Source organism: Paenibacillus sp. XP01, from assembly GCF_057364885.1.
Map to the genome: position 1 here is coordinate 522,015 of NZ_CP139481.1, position 15,828 is coordinate 537,842.

Annotated in this window: 15 protein-coding genes; 5 read left to right on the forward strand and 10 right to left on the reverse strand. The window is 54.6% G+C overall.

Annotated elements, in window-relative coordinates; genetic code table 11:
* Positions 1–39: 39 nt before the first annotated feature.
* Both SNR34_RS02500 and SNR34_RS02505 read right to left on the reverse strand, forming a co-directional pair.
* Entirely contained in the window at positions 40–615 is a 576-nt protein-coding gene (locus SNR34_RS02500) for a TetR/AcrR family transcriptional regulator (RefSeq protein ID WP_236417580.1), read from the reverse strand.
* Positions 612–1,337 carry an MBL fold metallo-hydrolase gene (locus tag SNR34_RS02505; RefSeq protein ID WP_339275806.1) on the reverse strand — a complete coding sequence of 242 codons (726 nt, stop codon included), beginning with the start codon at positions 1,335–1,337 and terminating at the stop codon, positions 612–614. Before SNR34_RS02505 ends, SNR34_RS02500 begins: the two co-directional genes overlap by 4 nt.
* Before the next feature lie 340 nt (positions 1,338–1,677).
* Between SNR34_RS02505 and SNR34_RS02510 the strand changes: the two genes are divergently transcribed.
* Both SNR34_RS02510 and SNR34_RS02515 read left to right on the forward strand, forming a co-directional pair.
* Positions 1,678–2,112: an RrF2 family transcriptional regulator gene (locus tag SNR34_RS02510; RefSeq protein ID WP_236417578.1), complete on the forward strand. Its 435-nt coding sequence runs from the start codon at positions 1,678–1,680 to the stop codon at positions 2,110–2,112.
* A gap of 188 nt (positions 2,113–2,300) precedes the next feature.
* On the forward strand, positions 2,301–2,927 hold the full coding sequence (locus tag SNR34_RS02515; RefSeq protein WP_486181052.1) for a nitroreductase family protein: 627 nt from the start codon (positions 2,301–2,303) through the stop codon (positions 2,925–2,927).
* Between the two features lie 154 nt (positions 2,928–3,081).
* Here SNR34_RS02515 and SNR34_RS02520 read toward each other — a convergent pair whose 3' ends face one another.
* Complete coding sequence (locus SNR34_RS02520) at positions 3,082–3,765, reverse strand: S-layer homology domain-containing protein (RefSeq protein ID WP_343262272.1); 684 nt, start codon at positions 3,763–3,765, stop codon at positions 3,082–3,084.
* A 92-nt stretch (positions 3,766–3,857) separates the two neighbouring features.
* The gene (locus SNR34_RS02525) at positions 3,858–4,760 is read right to left on the reverse strand and encodes an AraC family transcriptional regulator (protein WP_236417575.1); all 903 of its coding nucleotides are present in this window, start codon (positions 4,758–4,760) and stop codon (positions 3,858–3,860) included.
* 75 nt (positions 4,761–4,835) lie between these two features.
* On the opposite strand from SNR34_RS02525, the gene SNR34_RS02530 reads away from it, so the two are divergent.
* Positions 4,836–5,021 carry a hypothetical protein gene (locus SNR34_RS02530; protein WP_486181053.1) on the forward strand — a complete coding sequence of 62 codons (186 nt, stop codon included), beginning with the start codon at positions 4,836–4,838 and terminating at the stop codon, positions 5,019–5,021.
* Positions 4,999–6,057 (forward strand): lactonase family protein, encoded by a 1,059-nt coding sequence (locus SNR34_RS02535; protein ID WP_236417574.1) that lies wholly within the window; start codon positions 4,999–5,001, stop codon positions 6,055–6,057. Before SNR34_RS02530 ends, SNR34_RS02535 begins: the two co-directional genes overlap by 23 nt.
* 214 nt (positions 6,058–6,271) lie before the next feature.
* Here SNR34_RS02535 and SNR34_RS02540 read toward each other — a convergent pair whose 3' ends face one another.
* The 6 genes from SNR34_RS02540 to SNR34_RS02565 form a co-directional block, all read right to left on the reverse strand.
* The gene (locus SNR34_RS02540) at positions 6,272–7,237 is read right to left on the reverse strand and encodes an ABC transporter ATP-binding protein (RefSeq protein WP_236417573.1); all 966 of its coding nucleotides are present in this window, start codon (positions 7,235–7,237) and stop codon (positions 6,272–6,274) included.
* Positions 7,230–8,213 carry an ABC transporter ATP-binding protein gene (locus tag SNR34_RS02545; protein ID WP_236417572.1) on the reverse strand — a complete coding sequence of 328 codons (984 nt, stop codon included), beginning with the start codon at positions 8,211–8,213 and terminating at the stop codon, positions 7,230–7,232. The genes SNR34_RS02540 and SNR34_RS02545 overlap by 8 nt, the downstream gene beginning before the upstream one ends.
* 12 nt (positions 8,214–8,225) lie before the next feature.
* Complete coding sequence (gene opp4C / locus SNR34_RS02550) at positions 8,226–9,257, reverse strand: oligopeptide ABC transporter permease (RefSeq protein WP_339275817.1); 1,032 nt, start codon at positions 9,255–9,257, stop codon at positions 8,226–8,228.
* A gap of 12 nt (positions 9,258–9,269) precedes the next feature.
* Positions 9,270–10,226 carry an ABC transporter permease gene (locus tag SNR34_RS02555; RefSeq protein ID WP_236417570.1) on the reverse strand — a complete coding sequence of 319 codons (957 nt, stop codon included), beginning with the start codon at positions 10,224–10,226 and terminating at the stop codon, positions 9,270–9,272.
* 122 nt (positions 10,227–10,348) lie between these two features.
* Complete coding sequence (locus SNR34_RS02560) at positions 10,349–12,085, reverse strand: ABC transporter substrate-binding protein (protein WP_236417569.1); 1,737 nt, start codon at positions 12,083–12,085, stop codon at positions 10,349–10,351.
* Positions 12,086–12,414: 329 nt separating this feature from the next.
* Positions 12,415–13,362: an ArsR/SmtB family transcription factor gene (locus SNR34_RS02565; RefSeq protein ID WP_486181054.1), complete on the reverse strand. Its 948-nt coding sequence runs from the start codon at positions 13,360–13,362 to the stop codon at positions 12,415–12,417.
* 256 nt (positions 13,363–13,618) lie between these two features.
* On the opposite strand from SNR34_RS02565, the gene SNR34_RS02570 reads away from it, so the two are divergent.
* Positions 13,619–15,493: a rhamnogalacturonan lyase gene (locus SNR34_RS02570; protein ID WP_486181055.1), complete on the forward strand. Its 1,875-nt coding sequence runs from the start codon at positions 13,619–13,621 to the stop codon at positions 15,491–15,493.
* The last annotated feature ends 335 nt before the right edge of the window (positions 15,494–15,828 follow it).

The window sequence follows — 15,828 nt, forward strand, 5'->3', positions numbered from 1 at the left end:
GATGTTTCCAATCATGCATCATGGACTGCGTGCTTGAAGCTATTGCATCTTACCCATGTGCTGCAGCCCGTTCAGGAATGCTGCCACGGTGAGGCGAAGGCTCTCGCCAGGATCGAAATCCATGGCAAATCCGCCTTGGGCGCCGATGGAGGCAAAGCCATGGCACAGGCTGCGCAAGCCGCGCACGGCATGCAAGGCCTCGGCCTTGGTCAATGGATAAGGCTGCAGGGTTCGCAGCAGCAGATCCAGGGTGGCACTGCTCGCGGCAGCAAGCTGCGGTTCGTCCCGGTCCGGCGCATGGAAGGAGGCTTCATACAGCCCCGGGTGCTCACGGACAAAGGCAGTGTAGGCTGCAGCGATGGCCTGGATGGCCTCGCCGCCGGAACGGCCAGCGGCAGCGAGCGTTAGGGCGTGGCCGAGCTGCTGCACGGACATCAGCGCCAATTCCTGGCGAAGCCCCGGAAGACCGCTGATGTGGTTGTACAGCGACGGGGAGCGCACGCCCAGCCGCTGGGCCAGGGCGGCCAGCGTCAGCGCCTGGAAGCCGTCGCTGTCGGCGAGCTGGATCGCGGCGTTCAGCAATGCGCCGCGATCCAGTCCTTGCCGGGGGCTCATACGCGCCCCCCGGCAGGGCGCAGCCGCTGCTCGGCGTCAGCCGCGGCTGCCCGCATCGCCGCCGCCGGCTGGCGCAGCATCCGTCCGTGGCCTACGGCGAGCACGGACGGTTCCAGCTCGGCCAGCCGCTTCGCGCTGGCCAGGGCCAGTTCCCCGTTCCAGGTCGCAAGCGCGGGGAACGGGAAGAGCGGGCGCAGGCGGCCGGACACGGCCAGGCCGCCGCGCGACTGGTACGCGTCGCCGGCGATCAGCACGCGGCTGCGCGTATCCATGAAGGCCATATGCCCCGGCGTATGGCCTGGTGTGGCGATGGCGACCAGGGAGCCGATGCGGTCGCCATCTTCCAGCACCCGGTCCGGACGGGTGCGGATGCCTTTCGGCACGCTGCCCCGAACAGGGGTCTGGGGCTCGTGAGGCAGCAGGGAGGCGTCGCCCTTCAGCAGCAAGGCATCGCGAGAAGAGATGCACACTTCGGCATCCGGCAGGGCCTCGTGCAGGCGATCGAGTGCGCCTACATGGTCGCCATGGGCGTGGGTCAGAATGATGCGGGTAATCGGTTTGCCTAATGATCCGGCCGCCTTCAGAATCCCTTTGTAACTGAAGGGCATGCCTGCATCAATTAATGTTAAGCCGTCCTCTTCTTCCACAAGATATACGTTAACGGGAAAGAGACGGGGCAGAAACGAAACCTGGATGACATGATGTTCACGGGTCATGCGCATGGAGCATTCCTCCTCGAAAACTAATGATATTAGTAATATAACTAATGTGATTAGTTTTTGCAACGGGAACTTTCGACAAAAATAAAAGGAAGGATTATTTTGCGAAAAAAGCGTTTTCAAAATATGGATTACCGATTATAATAGTCTCGTAAGCCCTTTCATATGTCTATCTTATTGGAGCCCTTCGCGAAGCGATCGGCTCGCTTTTTTTGTTTTCGGACCCGATCGGGGGCAGAAATGGCCAAAGTTGACAACCTTAACTGTCATTCCTATAATGACAGTTGTACTTGCCTTGGGGCTGAAGTTCACCGGAGTTTGCTGCCGGGAGAGGAGTAAAAAAATGAACAGTGAGTTTACGATTGCTGTCCACTGTCTCGTCTTTCTGTCCATGAAGGCTGAGTGCATGGCCAATAGCGAAGACTTGTCGCAGAGCGTCGGCACGCATCCGGCGAGAGTGCGCAAGGTGTTAAGCGTGCTGCGCAAGCATGGCTATCTGACAACGAAGGAAGGCGCACATGGGGGGTATATCCTTAGCCGGGCCAGCAAGGAGATCAAGCTTGGCGAGTTGTACAGGCTGGTTGCGGGCGGTTCGCTCGGTCCAAGCTGGTGCTCGGGAGAGCTGGATTCGCCATGTATCGTATCCTCCAATATGCGGGAAGTCATGGGTTCCATCTATGATGGCGGGGAGAATGCGCTAAGCATTTATTTTGACGGCATTTCGATTGAGGACGTTAAGCGGCGCATCGGCGAATCAGAACGGATTACCCGCTTATGATATGATCCGGCCGGGACTCTGGTACTACGAAACCCGGGCATTCCGGGCATAACGTGAACACAGATGGAGATCGTCTGCGCTGATGTTATTTTCGGAGGGCGGGTAAACTATCCGGGTGCATTCCCGGTGCCTTGCGAACTTAAAAAAGAAGCAAACCTAAATAACAATTTATGGGGAGTGGAAACTGCATGTCCAGCATTGAAAACAACGAAACACTTCGCGTGATCAGCGAGCGTCACGCCGTTAAAAAGTATGAAAAAGGCTTCGTTATGCCGGAAGCCGACCTGAAAGCCATTCTGACGGCAGCGAGCGAAGCGCCGTCCTCCTGGAACCTTCAGCATTGGAAGTTCCTGGTGATCGAATCCGAGGCCGATAAAGAAAAATTGCTGCCTATCGCTTATGGCCAGTCGCAAATTACGGACAGCTCCGTGACGATTGCCGTATTGGGAGATTTGGAAGCTAACCGCAATGCCGTCATTTATGATCAAGCGGTAGAGGCGGGAGCCCTTTCTTCCGAGGTTCGCGACGCGCTTGTCGGGCAAATCAACAGAGCCTATGAAAACCCCCAAACCGCTCGCGAAGAAGCGATCCGCAACGCTTCCCTCGCTTCCCAGAACATCATGCTGGCAGCGCGAGCACTTGGATACGATTCCTGCCCGATGGGGGGATACAACCCGAAACAACTGATTGAAACGTTCAACATCCCTGCGCGTTATGTGCCGAACATGCTGATCACGATCGGCAAGGCTGCGCAGCCTGCGCGTCCTTCGGGTCGTCTGCCGTTGTCCGAGGTTGTTGTCAAAGGATCGTTCTAATTCAAGAGACGTATATAACCCTTGATACGCAAACAAACCGCAGGTCCGTTAATGGAATTGCGGTTGTTTGCGTTTTGTTTGCGTTTTTTTGATTGCTTTTGTCGGGACGCGTTGTCCACGTATCATGGATCGATTAAAGCATCGCTTTGCCTCGTTATTTTTCCGGCATTTCCGGAATTTGAGGCGCATGGAAGCTCTCCATGTGTTTGATCGCGTTGTACATCATGACCGCGGCTTCGGCGCGGGTGACCGTTTGTTTGGGATTGAACTTGCCGTTCTCGTCAAGGGTATTGATTTTGAATACGAGGGAACGCTGGATGGCTCCCTGATAACTTGGCGTAATCTCATCTTCGTCAGCAACGTCGAGCGGATTGATTTTGATCATGGGGAGAGCACCTTTGCTCTCGATGCCTTGCATCAGGAACATGGTGAACTGCTCGCGCGTCAGCGGCTGGGACGGATCGATGTCGGCTTCAAGCTGGATTCCATTATATTGGGCGCGGATAAAAGCGTCGCTATACCATACCCCGTCGAGCACCTTCGAGAACCTGTCGCTTGGCAGCGGCTGTTTGACGAAACGGATGGCATCGAGATTGAGGTCCAGTCCATCCGCAATAAGTTGTATGCCTTGAGCGGTGGTGAGCTGTTGCCCTGGTTTGAACAGGGAGTCGGTGATGCCCTTGATCCGGCCGTCCTGATGCAGCGATTCGATCTTGTCCGCTCCGGCGAGACCCTGAATATCGGTGAATTTGGCCTGATCGGCATGAATCGGACCGGCGCCCAGCGAAATGGTAAGCAGTGCTCCAGCGGCAACTGTGGCTAAAATGTTCTTTTTCATTGAGGTTCGCCTCTCTTTTCCAGGGGATATCCCTTTAACTAAAAGCTATTTGCCCTTTTAGACGAACCTTGGATTCAAAAGGTTGCTGCCATTTATCCTTTCGATTTGTTGCGATATTCGGTAGGCGAACGGCCCATCATTTTGCTGAATAGACGTGAAAAGTAGTAGGGGTCCTTGAACCCGAGCTCCGAGCTGATCTGTTTGACCGTCCAATCGGTAAAATCAAGGTAGCGGCAGGAATGCTGGATTTTGAGCCGCAAATAATAGTCGATGGGCGAGTAACCGGTCGCCTGCTTGAACAATTGCGAATAATGAGGGACGGACAGGCGGGCTTGAGCCGCTAGTTCCTTGAGACTGACCGCGCCTTCGAGATGCTGGAGCATGTATTGCACCGATTTCTCGGCTGCCCGTTTGCTGCTCATTGACTCATGATCTGTCCCGGAGCCGTATGCGAGCATGCCGAGCATGTATCCGGCGATCTGGGAGGCATACATCATCGTTTGCATCGAGTAACCGGTCTCCAATGTACCGTAACATTCGTGAAAAAGTTCAAGCCATTTTTGCGTTTTGGCGGGAGCCATGGCGGTCACGCCTTCGTTCAACAACGGCTCGATGTAATTGTTCGACAGGGTGCCGCGCAAGTGAACCCAGTAGATGCTCCAAGGTTCGGACGCATGCGCCCCGTACACGTGAGCCATGTTGGCAGGGAGAACAACCAGATTGCCTGCATTCACCTCATGCCGCTCGCTCCCACCGACGGAATACCATCCTGTGCCCTCGGCACAATACATGATGATATGGGAAGGGCAACCGGCAGGACGATTGCGGTAATGGTGCTCTGCCTTGTGGAAATACCCGATATCGGTCACGTGCAGTCCGGCGGTAACGGGATGGCCGGAGGCTTCTTGCAGCAGCGGGTCAGGCAGAACGATCAGCTTTTGCAGGTGAAATCCGTCCGATTTGCGCATGGCGAGAAGTTTGTCATATGGTTTCATACTTGTATTATGGTAATGGCGCGGCGGCGGAGTCAATCCCCAAACCGATCGCGTTATCATGGGCATGAAGCGGGGATGAAAATCGATCAGGATGAAGCATATGGACCTGGGATGGGTAAATACATAACAGCCAAGATTGCCGGTGGACTTTTAATGGACAGACATAAGTTATGGGGTTCGTCGGGGGATAGAGATCAGATGTTTTTAGATAAAAGACAGACAAAGGAGAGGGTACGCGATGGAACAGTCAATCTACAATGAGACGTTATTTTATGTAGGGACGTATGCTTCTGCCGATCAGCCGGGAATCTACCTGTGCGCCTTGAATAATGACACGGGCGAAATGAGAGTGGTCAACTGGATGCAAGGCGTGGACAACCCTTCGTATCTTGCGCTCTGCCCGAAGGCCGACTGCCTGTATGCGGCGAGTGAAACGGAGGAGGGCGAATTGTTCGTGTACCGCCGCGACCCGGCGACGAGCGAGCTTCATTTGATGGATCGTAAACGTACGGAAGGATCGTCCCCTTGTTACGTGTCGGTCACTCGCGATGGTCGATGGGTCCTGACCTCCAATTACGGAAGCGGCAGCGTCAACGTGTTTCCGGTCGGGGATCAAGGTACGCTGGATGAAATGAGCGCAATGGTGCAGCATGTCGGCAGCGGGGAGAGCAAAGAGCGTCAGGAAGGCCCGCATGCGCATTCCATCCAGCCTGACCCGTCTGGCCAATACGCCGTGGTGTGCGATCTGGGATTGGATCAAATGATCGTCTATCGGCTGGATGAGGAGGGACGCCTTGTTACCCACCGCGAGCTCAAGCAGCCGCCTGGTTCAGGTCCAAGGCATCTTGTGTTCCATCCGAGCGAAAAGTGGGCATATGCCGTCAATGAACTGAACAACACAGTTTCCGCGTATTTGTACGACCTTCGCAGGGGAGAATTTTCGGTCATCCAACATGTCTCCACACTGCCTGAAGGGCATGACGGCACGGGAACGGCAGCCGATATTCGCGTATCGGCATGCGGACGATTCCTGTACGCGTCCAATCGCGGCGACGACAGCATCGTGCTCTATCACATCGACCAGGAAACCGGAAAGCTGGAAGCAGCGCAATGGACATCCACGATCGGCCGGACGCCGCGAAACTTCAACCTTTTGCCCGGAGGCATTCTGCTCGTGGCCAATCAGGATACCGACAGCATTGTAGGCTTCCGAATGGATGAGGAGGACGGAAGGTTGACCCATAACGGGTTCAAGCTGGAGATACCGCGCCCGGTGTGCATCGTGCCCGTCGTTTGACGTGAACCTTGACATGAATAGAACAGGCGCGAATGGAATGGATTGCAGAACATGTTATGCTGTTCGGGTGCATTTGGATTGAAGAAAGGCCGCTTAATCATGCATAGAGCATGATTAAGCGGCCTTTTTCGGAATCTGCGCTGCGGTGGGAGTTCAATGGATCGGACCCTCGAAGCGCCCTTGACCATTGCACGAAACAAGTCGATGAGGAGGCCTATACCAAATGGCAGGCTACCCAGTGATCGCTGCCGGCATTTCGGTACTCGGGCACTTGCTGCGAGCAAACTTCCTGTGCCCACGGGCAGCGGGTATGGAATTTGCAGCCAGCCGGCGGGTTGACCGGACTGGGGATGTCTCCTTGCAGCACGATGCGTTCCCTTTTGAGCTTGGGAATCGGCAGGGGCACTGCCGACAGCAAGGCTTTGGTATATGGATGAAGCGGGTTGCGAAACAGATCGTCCCGGCTCGCCGTTTCCACCATGGAACCCAGGTACATCACGCCGATGCGGTTGCAGAGATGTTCTACGACGCTCAAGTCATGGGAGATGAACAGGTAGGAAAGGCCCCGTTGTTGCTGCTGCCGTTTGAACAAATTGATGATTTGCGCCTGGATCGAAACGTCCAGCGCGGATACCGGCTCGTCGGCAATGATCAGGTCGGGATTCAGTACCAAAGCTCTCGCAATGCCGATCCGCTGTCGTTGACCGCCCGAAAATTCATGCGGAAAGCGGTCGATGTGGGCGACGGAAAGGCCGCATGCCTCCAATATTTCCTTAACCTGGTCGCGTACATTTCCAGCATCGCTCAGTCCGTGGTCGAGCAGCGCTTCTCCGATAGCGTCCCCAATGCGTATTCGGGGATTCAAGGAGCTGTATGGATCTTGAAATATCAATTGCAGCCGGGGCCGAATCCGCCGGATGTCTTGAGGAGACAAGGCGTGAAGGTCTGCCCCCTTGAACAGAACCTGTCCGTCGGTTTTATCCGTCAGCCGAACGATCGTGCGTCCAACCGTGCTTTTGCCACTGCCGGATTCGCCAACCAGGCCGAAGGTTTCTCCCGGGCGGATCGTAATGCTGACGTCGTCCACCGCTTTGACGTATCCGGTCGTGCGGTTCAGCAGCCCTTTTTTGATCGGAAAATACGTCTTCAGGCGTTTTACTTCCAACAGAGGCTCACTCATGGGCATTTACCTCCTCATAGAGCCAGCAGGATGCTTTTTGTCCTTGGCCCACGTCCCGCAACCGCGGCGGGCGCTCCCGGCAGATGGGCATGCACTGTCCGCAACGATCATGGAAATGACAGGAGTCCGTTAGGGAAAGCGGGTCCGGAACTTGACCAGGAATCGAGTACAGTTCCTCGTGCCGCTGATTCAGAATGGGCTTCGAACGGAGCAGTCCCTGAGTATAAGGATGCTTGGGATTTTCGAACAGCTGTACGACTTCTCCCTCTTCCACCACCTGGCCTGCATACATGACGACCACGTAATCCGCCATCTCGGCAACGACTCCAAGATCATGGGTGATCATCAGGATGGACATGCCCGTTTCGGATTTGATGGTACGGAGCATATCAAGAATTTGTGCCTGGATAGTTACGTCCAGCGCCGTCGTAGGCTCATCCGCAATCAATAGCTTGGGACCGCAGGAGACCGCCATGGCGATCATGATTCGCTGAAGCATGCCGCCGCTAAGCTCATGGGGATAGCTGTCGGCAATCTGTTCGGGCCGCGAGATTCCTACCTGCCGGATTAACTCGATGGCACGTGCACGGGCCTCCGCTCGCGTCAGCTTCAGATGGACCCTGAGTGGTTCCATAAGCTGCTGCCCGATTTTCAGCACAGGATTCAACGAAGACATCGGTTCCTGAAAAATCATCGAGATGTCATTTCCGCGGATATGACGAAGGGATGCCTTGCTCTCACGCAGCAAATCTTTGCCGCAGAAACGAATCTCGCCATGCGTAACGCGCCCTGTCTGTTCGTCGACCAGCCCCATGACGGACATGGCGGTGACGCTTTTCCCACATCCCGATTCTCCGACGATGCACACCGTTTCGCCTTCGCGTACGCTAAGACTTACACCGTTGACGGCGGTAATAAGACCTTCTTCCGTCTGGAATTTCGTTTCCAGGCGGTCAATTTCCAAAATGCCGGCCATCGCGGCAATCACCTACCTTTTCTGTTTTGGATCCAGGACGTCGCGCAGGCCGTCGCCGAAAATGTTGATGGCAATGACCGTGAGGAAGATGGATAACCCGGGAGGAATCCATAACCAAGGGTGCGTCTGGAAATCGATCATGTTGTTGGCTGCATCGATCATGTTCCCCCACGTTGGTGTCGGAGGCATAACGCCCAAGCCAAAAAAGCTGAGGACCGATTCGCTAAGAATCGAGCCGCCGATGCTAAGCGTAGCCATAACGATCAGCAGTGGAACGATATTGGGCAGCAAATGATGGAACAGCTTGCGTCGGTCGCGCAGCCCAAGCACTACCGCTGCCTGCATGAATTCTCTCTCCCGCAGGCTCAGCATCTGTCCGCGAATCATGCGGGCCATGCCGGGCCAGTTGACGAAACTGAGCATAAGCATCACGATGTACATTCGCGATTCCGGGGGCACCTTCCATTCGGAGAGCAGTGCTCCGAAGATGAAGAGCAGCGGCAGGCCCGGAATGGTCAGCAGCAGGTCGGCTACGCGCATGATGACTTGATCGACGATACCGCGATAATAACCTGCGATCGCTCCGAGCAAGGCACCGATGAATACGGACAATACCATGGAGGCGAGTCCTACCGTCAATGAGATGCGTCCGGCCATGAGCACGCGTGTAAGCACGTCCCTGCCCAGCGCGTCTGTGCCGAGCCAGTGACGCAAGCTAGGCGCCTGTTTCATGGCCGCCATGTTGATTTTGTTATCGGTGTAGGGAGAGAACAGCGGCCCAAGGAAGCAGGCGAGAAACATCAGAACAACGACGATCAAGCCGGCCATGGCCAATTTGTTTTTGGACAATCGCCGGATCGCGATCCGCCACAGGGAAGACTTGCGCGACTGCGGCGGCAAATTCGGCTGAGATTGCGGCCCGGGCTCGATGCCATAACCGGGTGCTTTCCGTCCAGGCTCTGCTTGGGGGGCTTCGACATGTGCCAGCGTTTGGCGGAGCTGCCCGCTTTTCGCACGGGAACCGCTAATAGGGGGGAATGACATGGCGTGTACCTCCTATTGCAGCCGGACGCGCGGGTCGGCAACATGGTAGAGCACGTCCGACAACAGCGTCCCGATCACGGTCAGAATGGCGATGAACATGGTGAAACCCATCAGCAACGGATAGTCCCGCAGCGTAAACGACTGCATGTAGAGCTGGCCGATGCCCGGCCAATTGAAGATTCGTTCGATGATCAGTGATCCGCCGAACAGCGATGGCAGCTCGAAGCCTACCAGCGTGATGGCCGGAAGGAGCGCATTCCTTAGGGCATGGGTATACAGCACCTTGTTTTCCTTCAGTCCTTTGGCCCGCGCGGTGCGTATGTAGTCCTGCCGGATAACTTCGATCATGTTGCTGCGGAAGTACCTGGTTAACGACCCTACACCCAGCAAAGTCATGACAATGACGGGGAGTGTCATATGTTCAATGACCTCCCGCACGTAGGCCATACCCGTCGCATTGCTTCCGGTAGTCATCATGCCCCCTGGCGGCAGCCATTTCAGATCGACGGCCAGCATTTTGATCAGAAACAGGCCGATAAAAAAGGACGGTACCGACATGGCTGCGAATATGGCGACCATCACCAGCGTATCGAACCATGAATACTGTTTGTAGGCCGCGATGACCCCGACAATGACGGCTATGATCCAGGTGAAGAAGGTAGACACTGCGGCGAGCAGGAACGAGTTCCAGATATATTCGTTGAACAGCGTAAGCACGGGCTTCTGCTGTGCCAGCGAATAACCGAATTCGCCCCGCATCGCATTGCCCATCCAGGTCAAGTACCTGTCCAGAACGGGTTTGTCCAGGCCGTAAATTTCCCGAAGCTCCGCCTTTCGCTCCGGGCTGAGCTTGATGTTGCTGGAGATGAAATCCCCCGGCGTCAGTGCGTACAGGCTGAAGATCAGTACCGACGCTGCCAGAAGAATGAGAATCATATAGGACAATCGCTTGGTGACGTATGTGCTCATGGCAATATCAGCTCCTTATCGGCACGTCCCCTCCAGTCTTGATGATACGGCTGAAGGGGACGCGGATTTGGCGTTGCATATGGTCGGTTAACGTTAGAAGGACATTTCTTCACGCGACCCGCTTATTTCAAGCTCCATTCCGGCAGGCTGGTCGCGATCCCGCGGAACGGGCTGACGGATAGCCCTTCGATGCGCCCGTTATAGGCATATACCGTTTTGCGATAGCTGGTGAAAATAACGGGGAGTTCATCGTTCAGAAGCTGGTAGAGCTCTTTGTAGACTTGTTTGCGTTCCTCGATGTCTGTCGTGGCGAGCCCTTTTTGGTACAATTCCTTGACTTTGGGATTGTCATATCCCTTGATCTCGCCATCCACGAATTGATAAACCCCTTCGGAAGGGTCAGTCAGCATGGGAGTCGAGAAGGAGGCCATGTCATAATCTCCGCCCTCCACTTTGGAGACGAGCGCGTTGAAGTCGGCGAATACTTCCGGCTGGAACTGGATGCCGATCGCTTCGAAGTTTTCCTTGGCTACGGCAATGAAAACATCGGTTGCCGGGCTTTTGGTGCCGAGGAAGTGCAAGGACAGCTTGGTGCCGTTCTTTTCGCGTATGCCGTCCGCGCCGCGAACCCAGCCCGCTTCATCCAGCAGCTGGTTGGCTTTGTCCGGATCATAGGCATACGGATTGATGCCGTCTTCCGTATAGGACCACGAAATCGGGGAGGCCGGGATGTTCGCTACTGCACCGGCTCCCTGGTTGGCATCGACATAGATCGATTGCCGATCAAGCCCGTAGGTAATCGCTTGGCGGACCTCTTTTTCTTTCAGCTGTTCATGTTCCAGATTCAACTGCAAATACCCGTATGTACTTGGCGTGTAAGGCAGCAGATTCAGGTATGGCAGCGATTTGAGTTTGTCGATATTCTCCTGGGTGGCCGTGAACGCGGCAAAGTCGATCTCGCCTGTTTCGATGAATTGCCAGGTATCCCCTTCGGACGTTTTGTAAATAAAACGCTCGGCTTTCGGTTTACCTTTGTAGTAATACTCGTTGGCAATGAAGCGCACTTCCTGCCCGGGCAGGAACTTATCCAACTTGTACGGCCCGTTGCCGACTGGAGCGGCATGCAGCTGCTTGATGTAGTCGAGTTGGCCGAATTTGTACTCTTTGCCGTAGTAGGCTTTGGACAACACTTCCGAGCCAAGTGTCAACAAAGCGGTTGCGTTGGGCTGCTCAAGCGTAACGGAGATCGTTAGCGGATCAATGATTTTGATGCCCTCGATATGATCCGCTTTCCCGTCCGTATAGGCCTGCCCGCCTTTGACGTGAGTCGAGAAGATATCAAATCCGCCGTCATAAGCTTTATCGTGCAGAATGGTCCAGGTAAAGGCTACGTCTTCCGAGGTTAGGGGCGAACCGTCGCTGAATTTGGAGTCAGGGCGAAGATGAAACGTATAGGTCAGCTGATCGTCCGACACGTCCCAGCTTTCAGCCAGATCAGCCACGGGCAAGCCTTGTTGATCGACGGTGACGAGCGAAGCAAACAGCAGTGAGGCAACATTGCCGTCATAACCGCTCTGGTGGAAATAAGGAGTGAATGCGCCGCTCGGATCCGTCAATGCCACAATGATCGTGTCCGTACGTTCCTTGGCAGATGCCGGCAATTTGCTCAAATCGGTGGCTTGATAAGGTCCATCCAAGCCGACGGCGGCAGTGGATTGGGTCTGGGCAGCCGAACCTTCGGCACTCCCGGATGAGCCGGCTGTTTCGGACCCGGAGCTGCTGCCTGCCGAGCAAGCGGACAACAACAACACTCCGCTAAGAAACATGGTGGACAACATCGAAGCTTTTTTCGTTTTCATAGTATCCTCCCTTGATTGCAATCTTCGATTTTTTCTCTCTCCTGAACCTTGTCTGAGGATGTTTAAATTTTTATAATTCCTATGAACTTAGTCAGGTATGAGAGCGATAAGCCCTATTATAGAAATGCGGATTGGTTCTGTAAATAGAGAACCGGAATATTTTTTTTATAGTTTAACCATAATTAACCACTTTAACGTGCTAAAATGCCGCATGATCAGGGCCGAAAATCATTGAACGGTCAAGTTCTGGGGCAATCCTGTCATGCGGCATGTTGTACAGTGTGAAGGAGAATATTTTTTTGTGCAGATCCGAAATCCCGAAGGACAATTCAATCGCGTTCGATGTATTCATGAACACTGGGAATCAGCTTGTCCAGCGCGCGTCGACGAATGGAATACTCGATCAGGTTCTCTCCCTCGAAGTGGGAGTAAATCAGCCCTGCTCCGCGAAGCTTGGAGATATGGTCATGCGTAATTCCTTTGGAAAGACCCAAATGGCGAACGATCTCGATGAAACTTCGAGGCCCATGATGCAGGAAACGTAAAATTCTGAGACGGTTTTTCTCGCCGAGGCTTCGGATGACGCGAAGTTCGTGGGTGGACATATATTCTTCGTTGCCGAAATACAGGCGTGCAGCATAATGGCATACCAAGGTATCGTCCAACTGCAGAATGATGTTCAAAGGCTGAAAGTGAAACTGTGGCACCAGTACGATGCGTCTCAATCCTTCCCGTGGACGGAACATGATGCCATTGGTTGCATCGTCGAGCACTTCATCGGGGGGGAGAAAATTCAGCTGTTCCCGACGTGCGGTCATTTCCTTCAGCAAGGCCGGATGGATCCGCGAATCGGTAGAGGCGAAATAATGTTCGTTCCAGCCTTGCAACACTTGGGTCATCGCGGAGTGAAAGGCTTGCACATCTTCCGGGTAGGGGTAGCTGTAGCGCAGGAACAGCTCCGTTAACCCGTCGGTTCCCATCATGTCGAACCACCGAATAAACGATTCAGGGTCATTCTGATGACGTGGATCGGAAATTGATCCGTTCTCTGAAGCGTCCACGTACAGAAAGGCAAGCATCAGCATCCAGTTCCAATCGTCGTCTACCTTAAGCTCGTTCAGAGCGGATGCCAGTCCTGTCGGCAGTCGTTCCTGAACGTCTTTGGCCCATGATGCGGACAGATCGATTTTTTTATGTGATTTTCGGCAGATATACGTATGCAAGCTGGCGATAAACTCCAAAGCCGGTGCGTATAATATCTCGATTTGAGGGTTCAATTCGGAAGCCACCTTTCTGGAAAACAAGGGTCACTCCATTATACCTTTATCGAGGTGATCGACGCCATGTTGGCTCAGACGTTATACGTTGAACGACCGCGTCGTCAACAGTGTAAATGAAATGAGTGAAAATGTTATTTTAGTCCTATATATGGAATTAAATGTTTAATGTAATATAAGTTATAATTAAAGCGCTTACATAAATATGCGCTATCGGGCATCGGGCTTACCAAATTCATGGGGGAGGCTGTTGAATATGGTGAATCGTCGGTCTTGGAAGCGAACATGGCAAAACGCGGGTTTGTTAATGTTGAGCTCGGCCTTGCTGGTGGCGACGCTTGGACTGGGCAGCCAGCAGGCGGCCCATGCGGCGGAGGCGCGCCAGATGGAGCTGCTGGATCGCGGCGTCGTGGCCGTTAAAACGGGCCAAGGCGTCTTTGTCAGCTGGAGGCTTTTCGGCAATGAAGGTTCTAATGTGTCGTTCAACGTGTACCGGGACGGGAAGAAGGTGAACACATCCCCGATTACGAACAGCACCAATCTCCAGGATGCAAGCGGGACAAGCAGTTCCACATACACGGTCCGGGCCGTCGTTGGAGGTGCGGAGCAGGCGGCATCCGCCCCTGTGGGTGTATGGGGGAACAATTATTTGTCCGTCCCGCTCAATGTGCCGGCAGGAGGCACGACGCCGGACGGGGTTGCTTATACGTACAGCGCCAACGATGCAAGCGCGGGCGATCTGGATGGGGACGGCGAGTACGAACTGATCGTCAAGTGGGACCCGTCCAATTCGAAGGACAACTCCCAGAGCGGATACACCGGAGAGGTGTTCATCGATGCGTACAAGCTGAACGGAACGCATTTGTGGCGCATCAGCCTGGGCAAAAACATTCGTGCAGGCGCCCATTATACCCAATTCATGGTCTATGATCTGGACGGAGACGGCAAGGCCGAGGTGGCGATGAAAACCGCCGATGGCACGAAAGACGGGGCCGGCAGGGTCATCGGCGATGCGGGCAAGGATTATCGCAATTCGAATGGCTACGTGCTGTCCGGACCGGAGTACCTGACCGTGTTCAACGGGGAGACGGGCGCGGCCCTGTCCACCGTGAATTATGATCCTCCGCGCGGGAACGTTTCCGACTGGGGAGACAATTACGGCAACCGGGTGGATCGTTTCCTGGCGGCGATCGCGTATTTGGACGGAGAGCGGCCAAGCCTGGTCATGGCACGCGGATATTACACCCGTACGGTACTTGTCGCGTACAATTGGCGGGATGGACGATTGACCAAACAATGGACCTTCGATTCCAAAGCTTCGGGCAACTCGGGTTATGCGGGACAAGGCAACCATAATTTGAGCGTCGCCGACGTGGATGGAGACGGCAAGGACGAGATCGTTTACGGCGCCATGGCGGTCGATCATAACGGAGCCGGGTTGTATACGACAGGGCTGAAACACGGGGATGCGATGCATTTGAGCGATCTTGACCCGGATCGGCCGGGACTGGAGGTATTCCAGGTGCACGAAACCCCGTCCAACGCGGGTGTGGAGTTCCGTGACGCAGGGACAGGGCAGTTGATCTGGGGGGTCCCCACAACGAGGGATGTTGGCAGGGGGATGGCTGCAGATATTGACCCGAGATATCGCGGGGTGGAAGTATGGGCAGACGGCGCGCTTTATACGGCTCAAGGCCAGAAGATCGGGACAAAGCTGCCTTCATCCACGAATTTCGGAATTTGGTGGGACGGCGACTTGCTGCGGGAGCTGCTGGATAGCAACCGGATAGACAAATGGGACTATGCCAACAGCCAAACGGTTAATTTGCTGACTGCGTCGGGGGTTTCCTCCAACAATGGCACGAAGTCCACGCCGAACCTGCAGGCGGACCTGCTGGGGGATTGGAGGGAGGAAGTGGTCTGGCGCACGAATGACAGCTCGGCGCTGCGCATCTATACGACAACGGATGTTACGGACAAGCGAATTTATACGCTGATGCACGATCCGGTCTACCGGCTGGGCGTGGCCTGGCAAAACGTCGCCTACAACCAGCCGCCGCATACCGGATTTTATCTGGGAGATGGCATGAGTGCCCCTCCGATGCCTCATATCCGGTTTGCCGGGCAGTGAAGGCCGATCACGAGGCATGACCCGGAAGGTTTGAAGCGGTTAGGGGTACGGATATGTTCCGTACCCCGCTTGTTTTCTACGCATGAAAAATATTGGAATTTTGCGTAAAAAACGTTTGACAGACCTGGGGACTGCCCTTATTATAGGCATATAACTTACTAAACAGGTAGGAATAATTGTTTAGAACAGCATACGTTCTCACCGTACAGACGGAGGAACTCCACAGCACGTCATCCTGGATGAAGCTTGCACGCGTATTCGGCGGCAGGACTTCATAGGAGGATCGGGCATGGGGTTCCTGCGTCTATTTTTCGTTGAACGTCATACGCTGTTCA

What these genes read in the sequence shown, in the direction of transcription:
- SNR34_RS02500 (WP_236417580.1), bottom strand. Translation starts at nt 615, where the DNA reads ATGAGCCCCCGGCAAGGACTGGATCGCGGCGCATTGCTGAACGCCGCG.
- SNR34_RS02505 (WP_339275806.1), bottom strand. Translation starts at nt 1,337, where the DNA reads ATGCGCATGACCCGTGAACATCATGTCATCCAGGTTTCGTTTCTGCCC.
- SNR34_RS02510 (WP_236417578.1), top strand. Translation starts at nt 1,678, where the DNA reads ATGAACAGTGAGTTTACGATTGCTGTCCACTGTCTCGTCTTTCTGTCC.
- SNR34_RS02515 (WP_486181052.1), top strand. Translation starts at nt 2,301, where the DNA reads ATGTCCAGCATTGAAAACAACGAAACACTTCGCGTGATCAGCGAGCGT.
- SNR34_RS02520 (WP_343262272.1), bottom strand. Translation starts at nt 3,765, where the DNA reads ATGAAAAAGAACATTTTAGCCACAGTTGCCGCTGGAGCACTGCTTACC.
- SNR34_RS02525 (WP_236417575.1), bottom strand. Translation starts at nt 4,760, where the DNA reads ATGAAACCATATGACAAACTTCTCGCCATGCGCAAATCGGACGGATTT.
- SNR34_RS02530 (WP_486181053.1), top strand. Translation starts at nt 4,836, where the DNA reads ATGAAAATCGATCAGGATGAAGCATATGGACCTGGGATGGGTAAATAC.
- SNR34_RS02535 (WP_236417574.1), top strand. Translation starts at nt 4,999, where the DNA reads ATGGAACAGTCAATCTACAATGAGACGTTATTTTATGTAGGGACGTAT.
- SNR34_RS02540 (WP_236417573.1), bottom strand. Translation starts at nt 7,237, where the DNA reads ATGAGTGAGCCTCTGTTGGAAGTAAAACGCCTGAAGACGTATTTTCCG.
- SNR34_RS02545 (WP_236417572.1), bottom strand. Translation starts at nt 8,213, where the DNA reads ATGGCCGGCATTTTGGAAATTGACCGCCTGGAAACGAAATTCCAGACG.
- opp4C (WP_339275817.1), bottom strand. Translation starts at nt 9,257, where the DNA reads ATGTCATTCCCCCCTATTAGCGGTTCCCGTGCGAAAAGCGGGCAGCTC.
- SNR34_RS02555 (WP_236417570.1), bottom strand. Translation starts at nt 10,226, where the DNA reads ATGAGCACATACGTCACCAAGCGATTGTCCTATATGATTCTCATTCTT.
- SNR34_RS02560 (WP_236417569.1), bottom strand. Translation starts at nt 12,085, where the DNA reads ATGAAAACGAAAAAAGCTTCGATGTTGTCCACCATGTTTCTTAGCGGA.
- SNR34_RS02570 (WP_486181055.1), top strand. Translation starts at nt 13,619, where the DNA reads ATGGTGAATCGTCGGTCTTGGAAGCGAACATGGCAAAACGCGGGTTTG.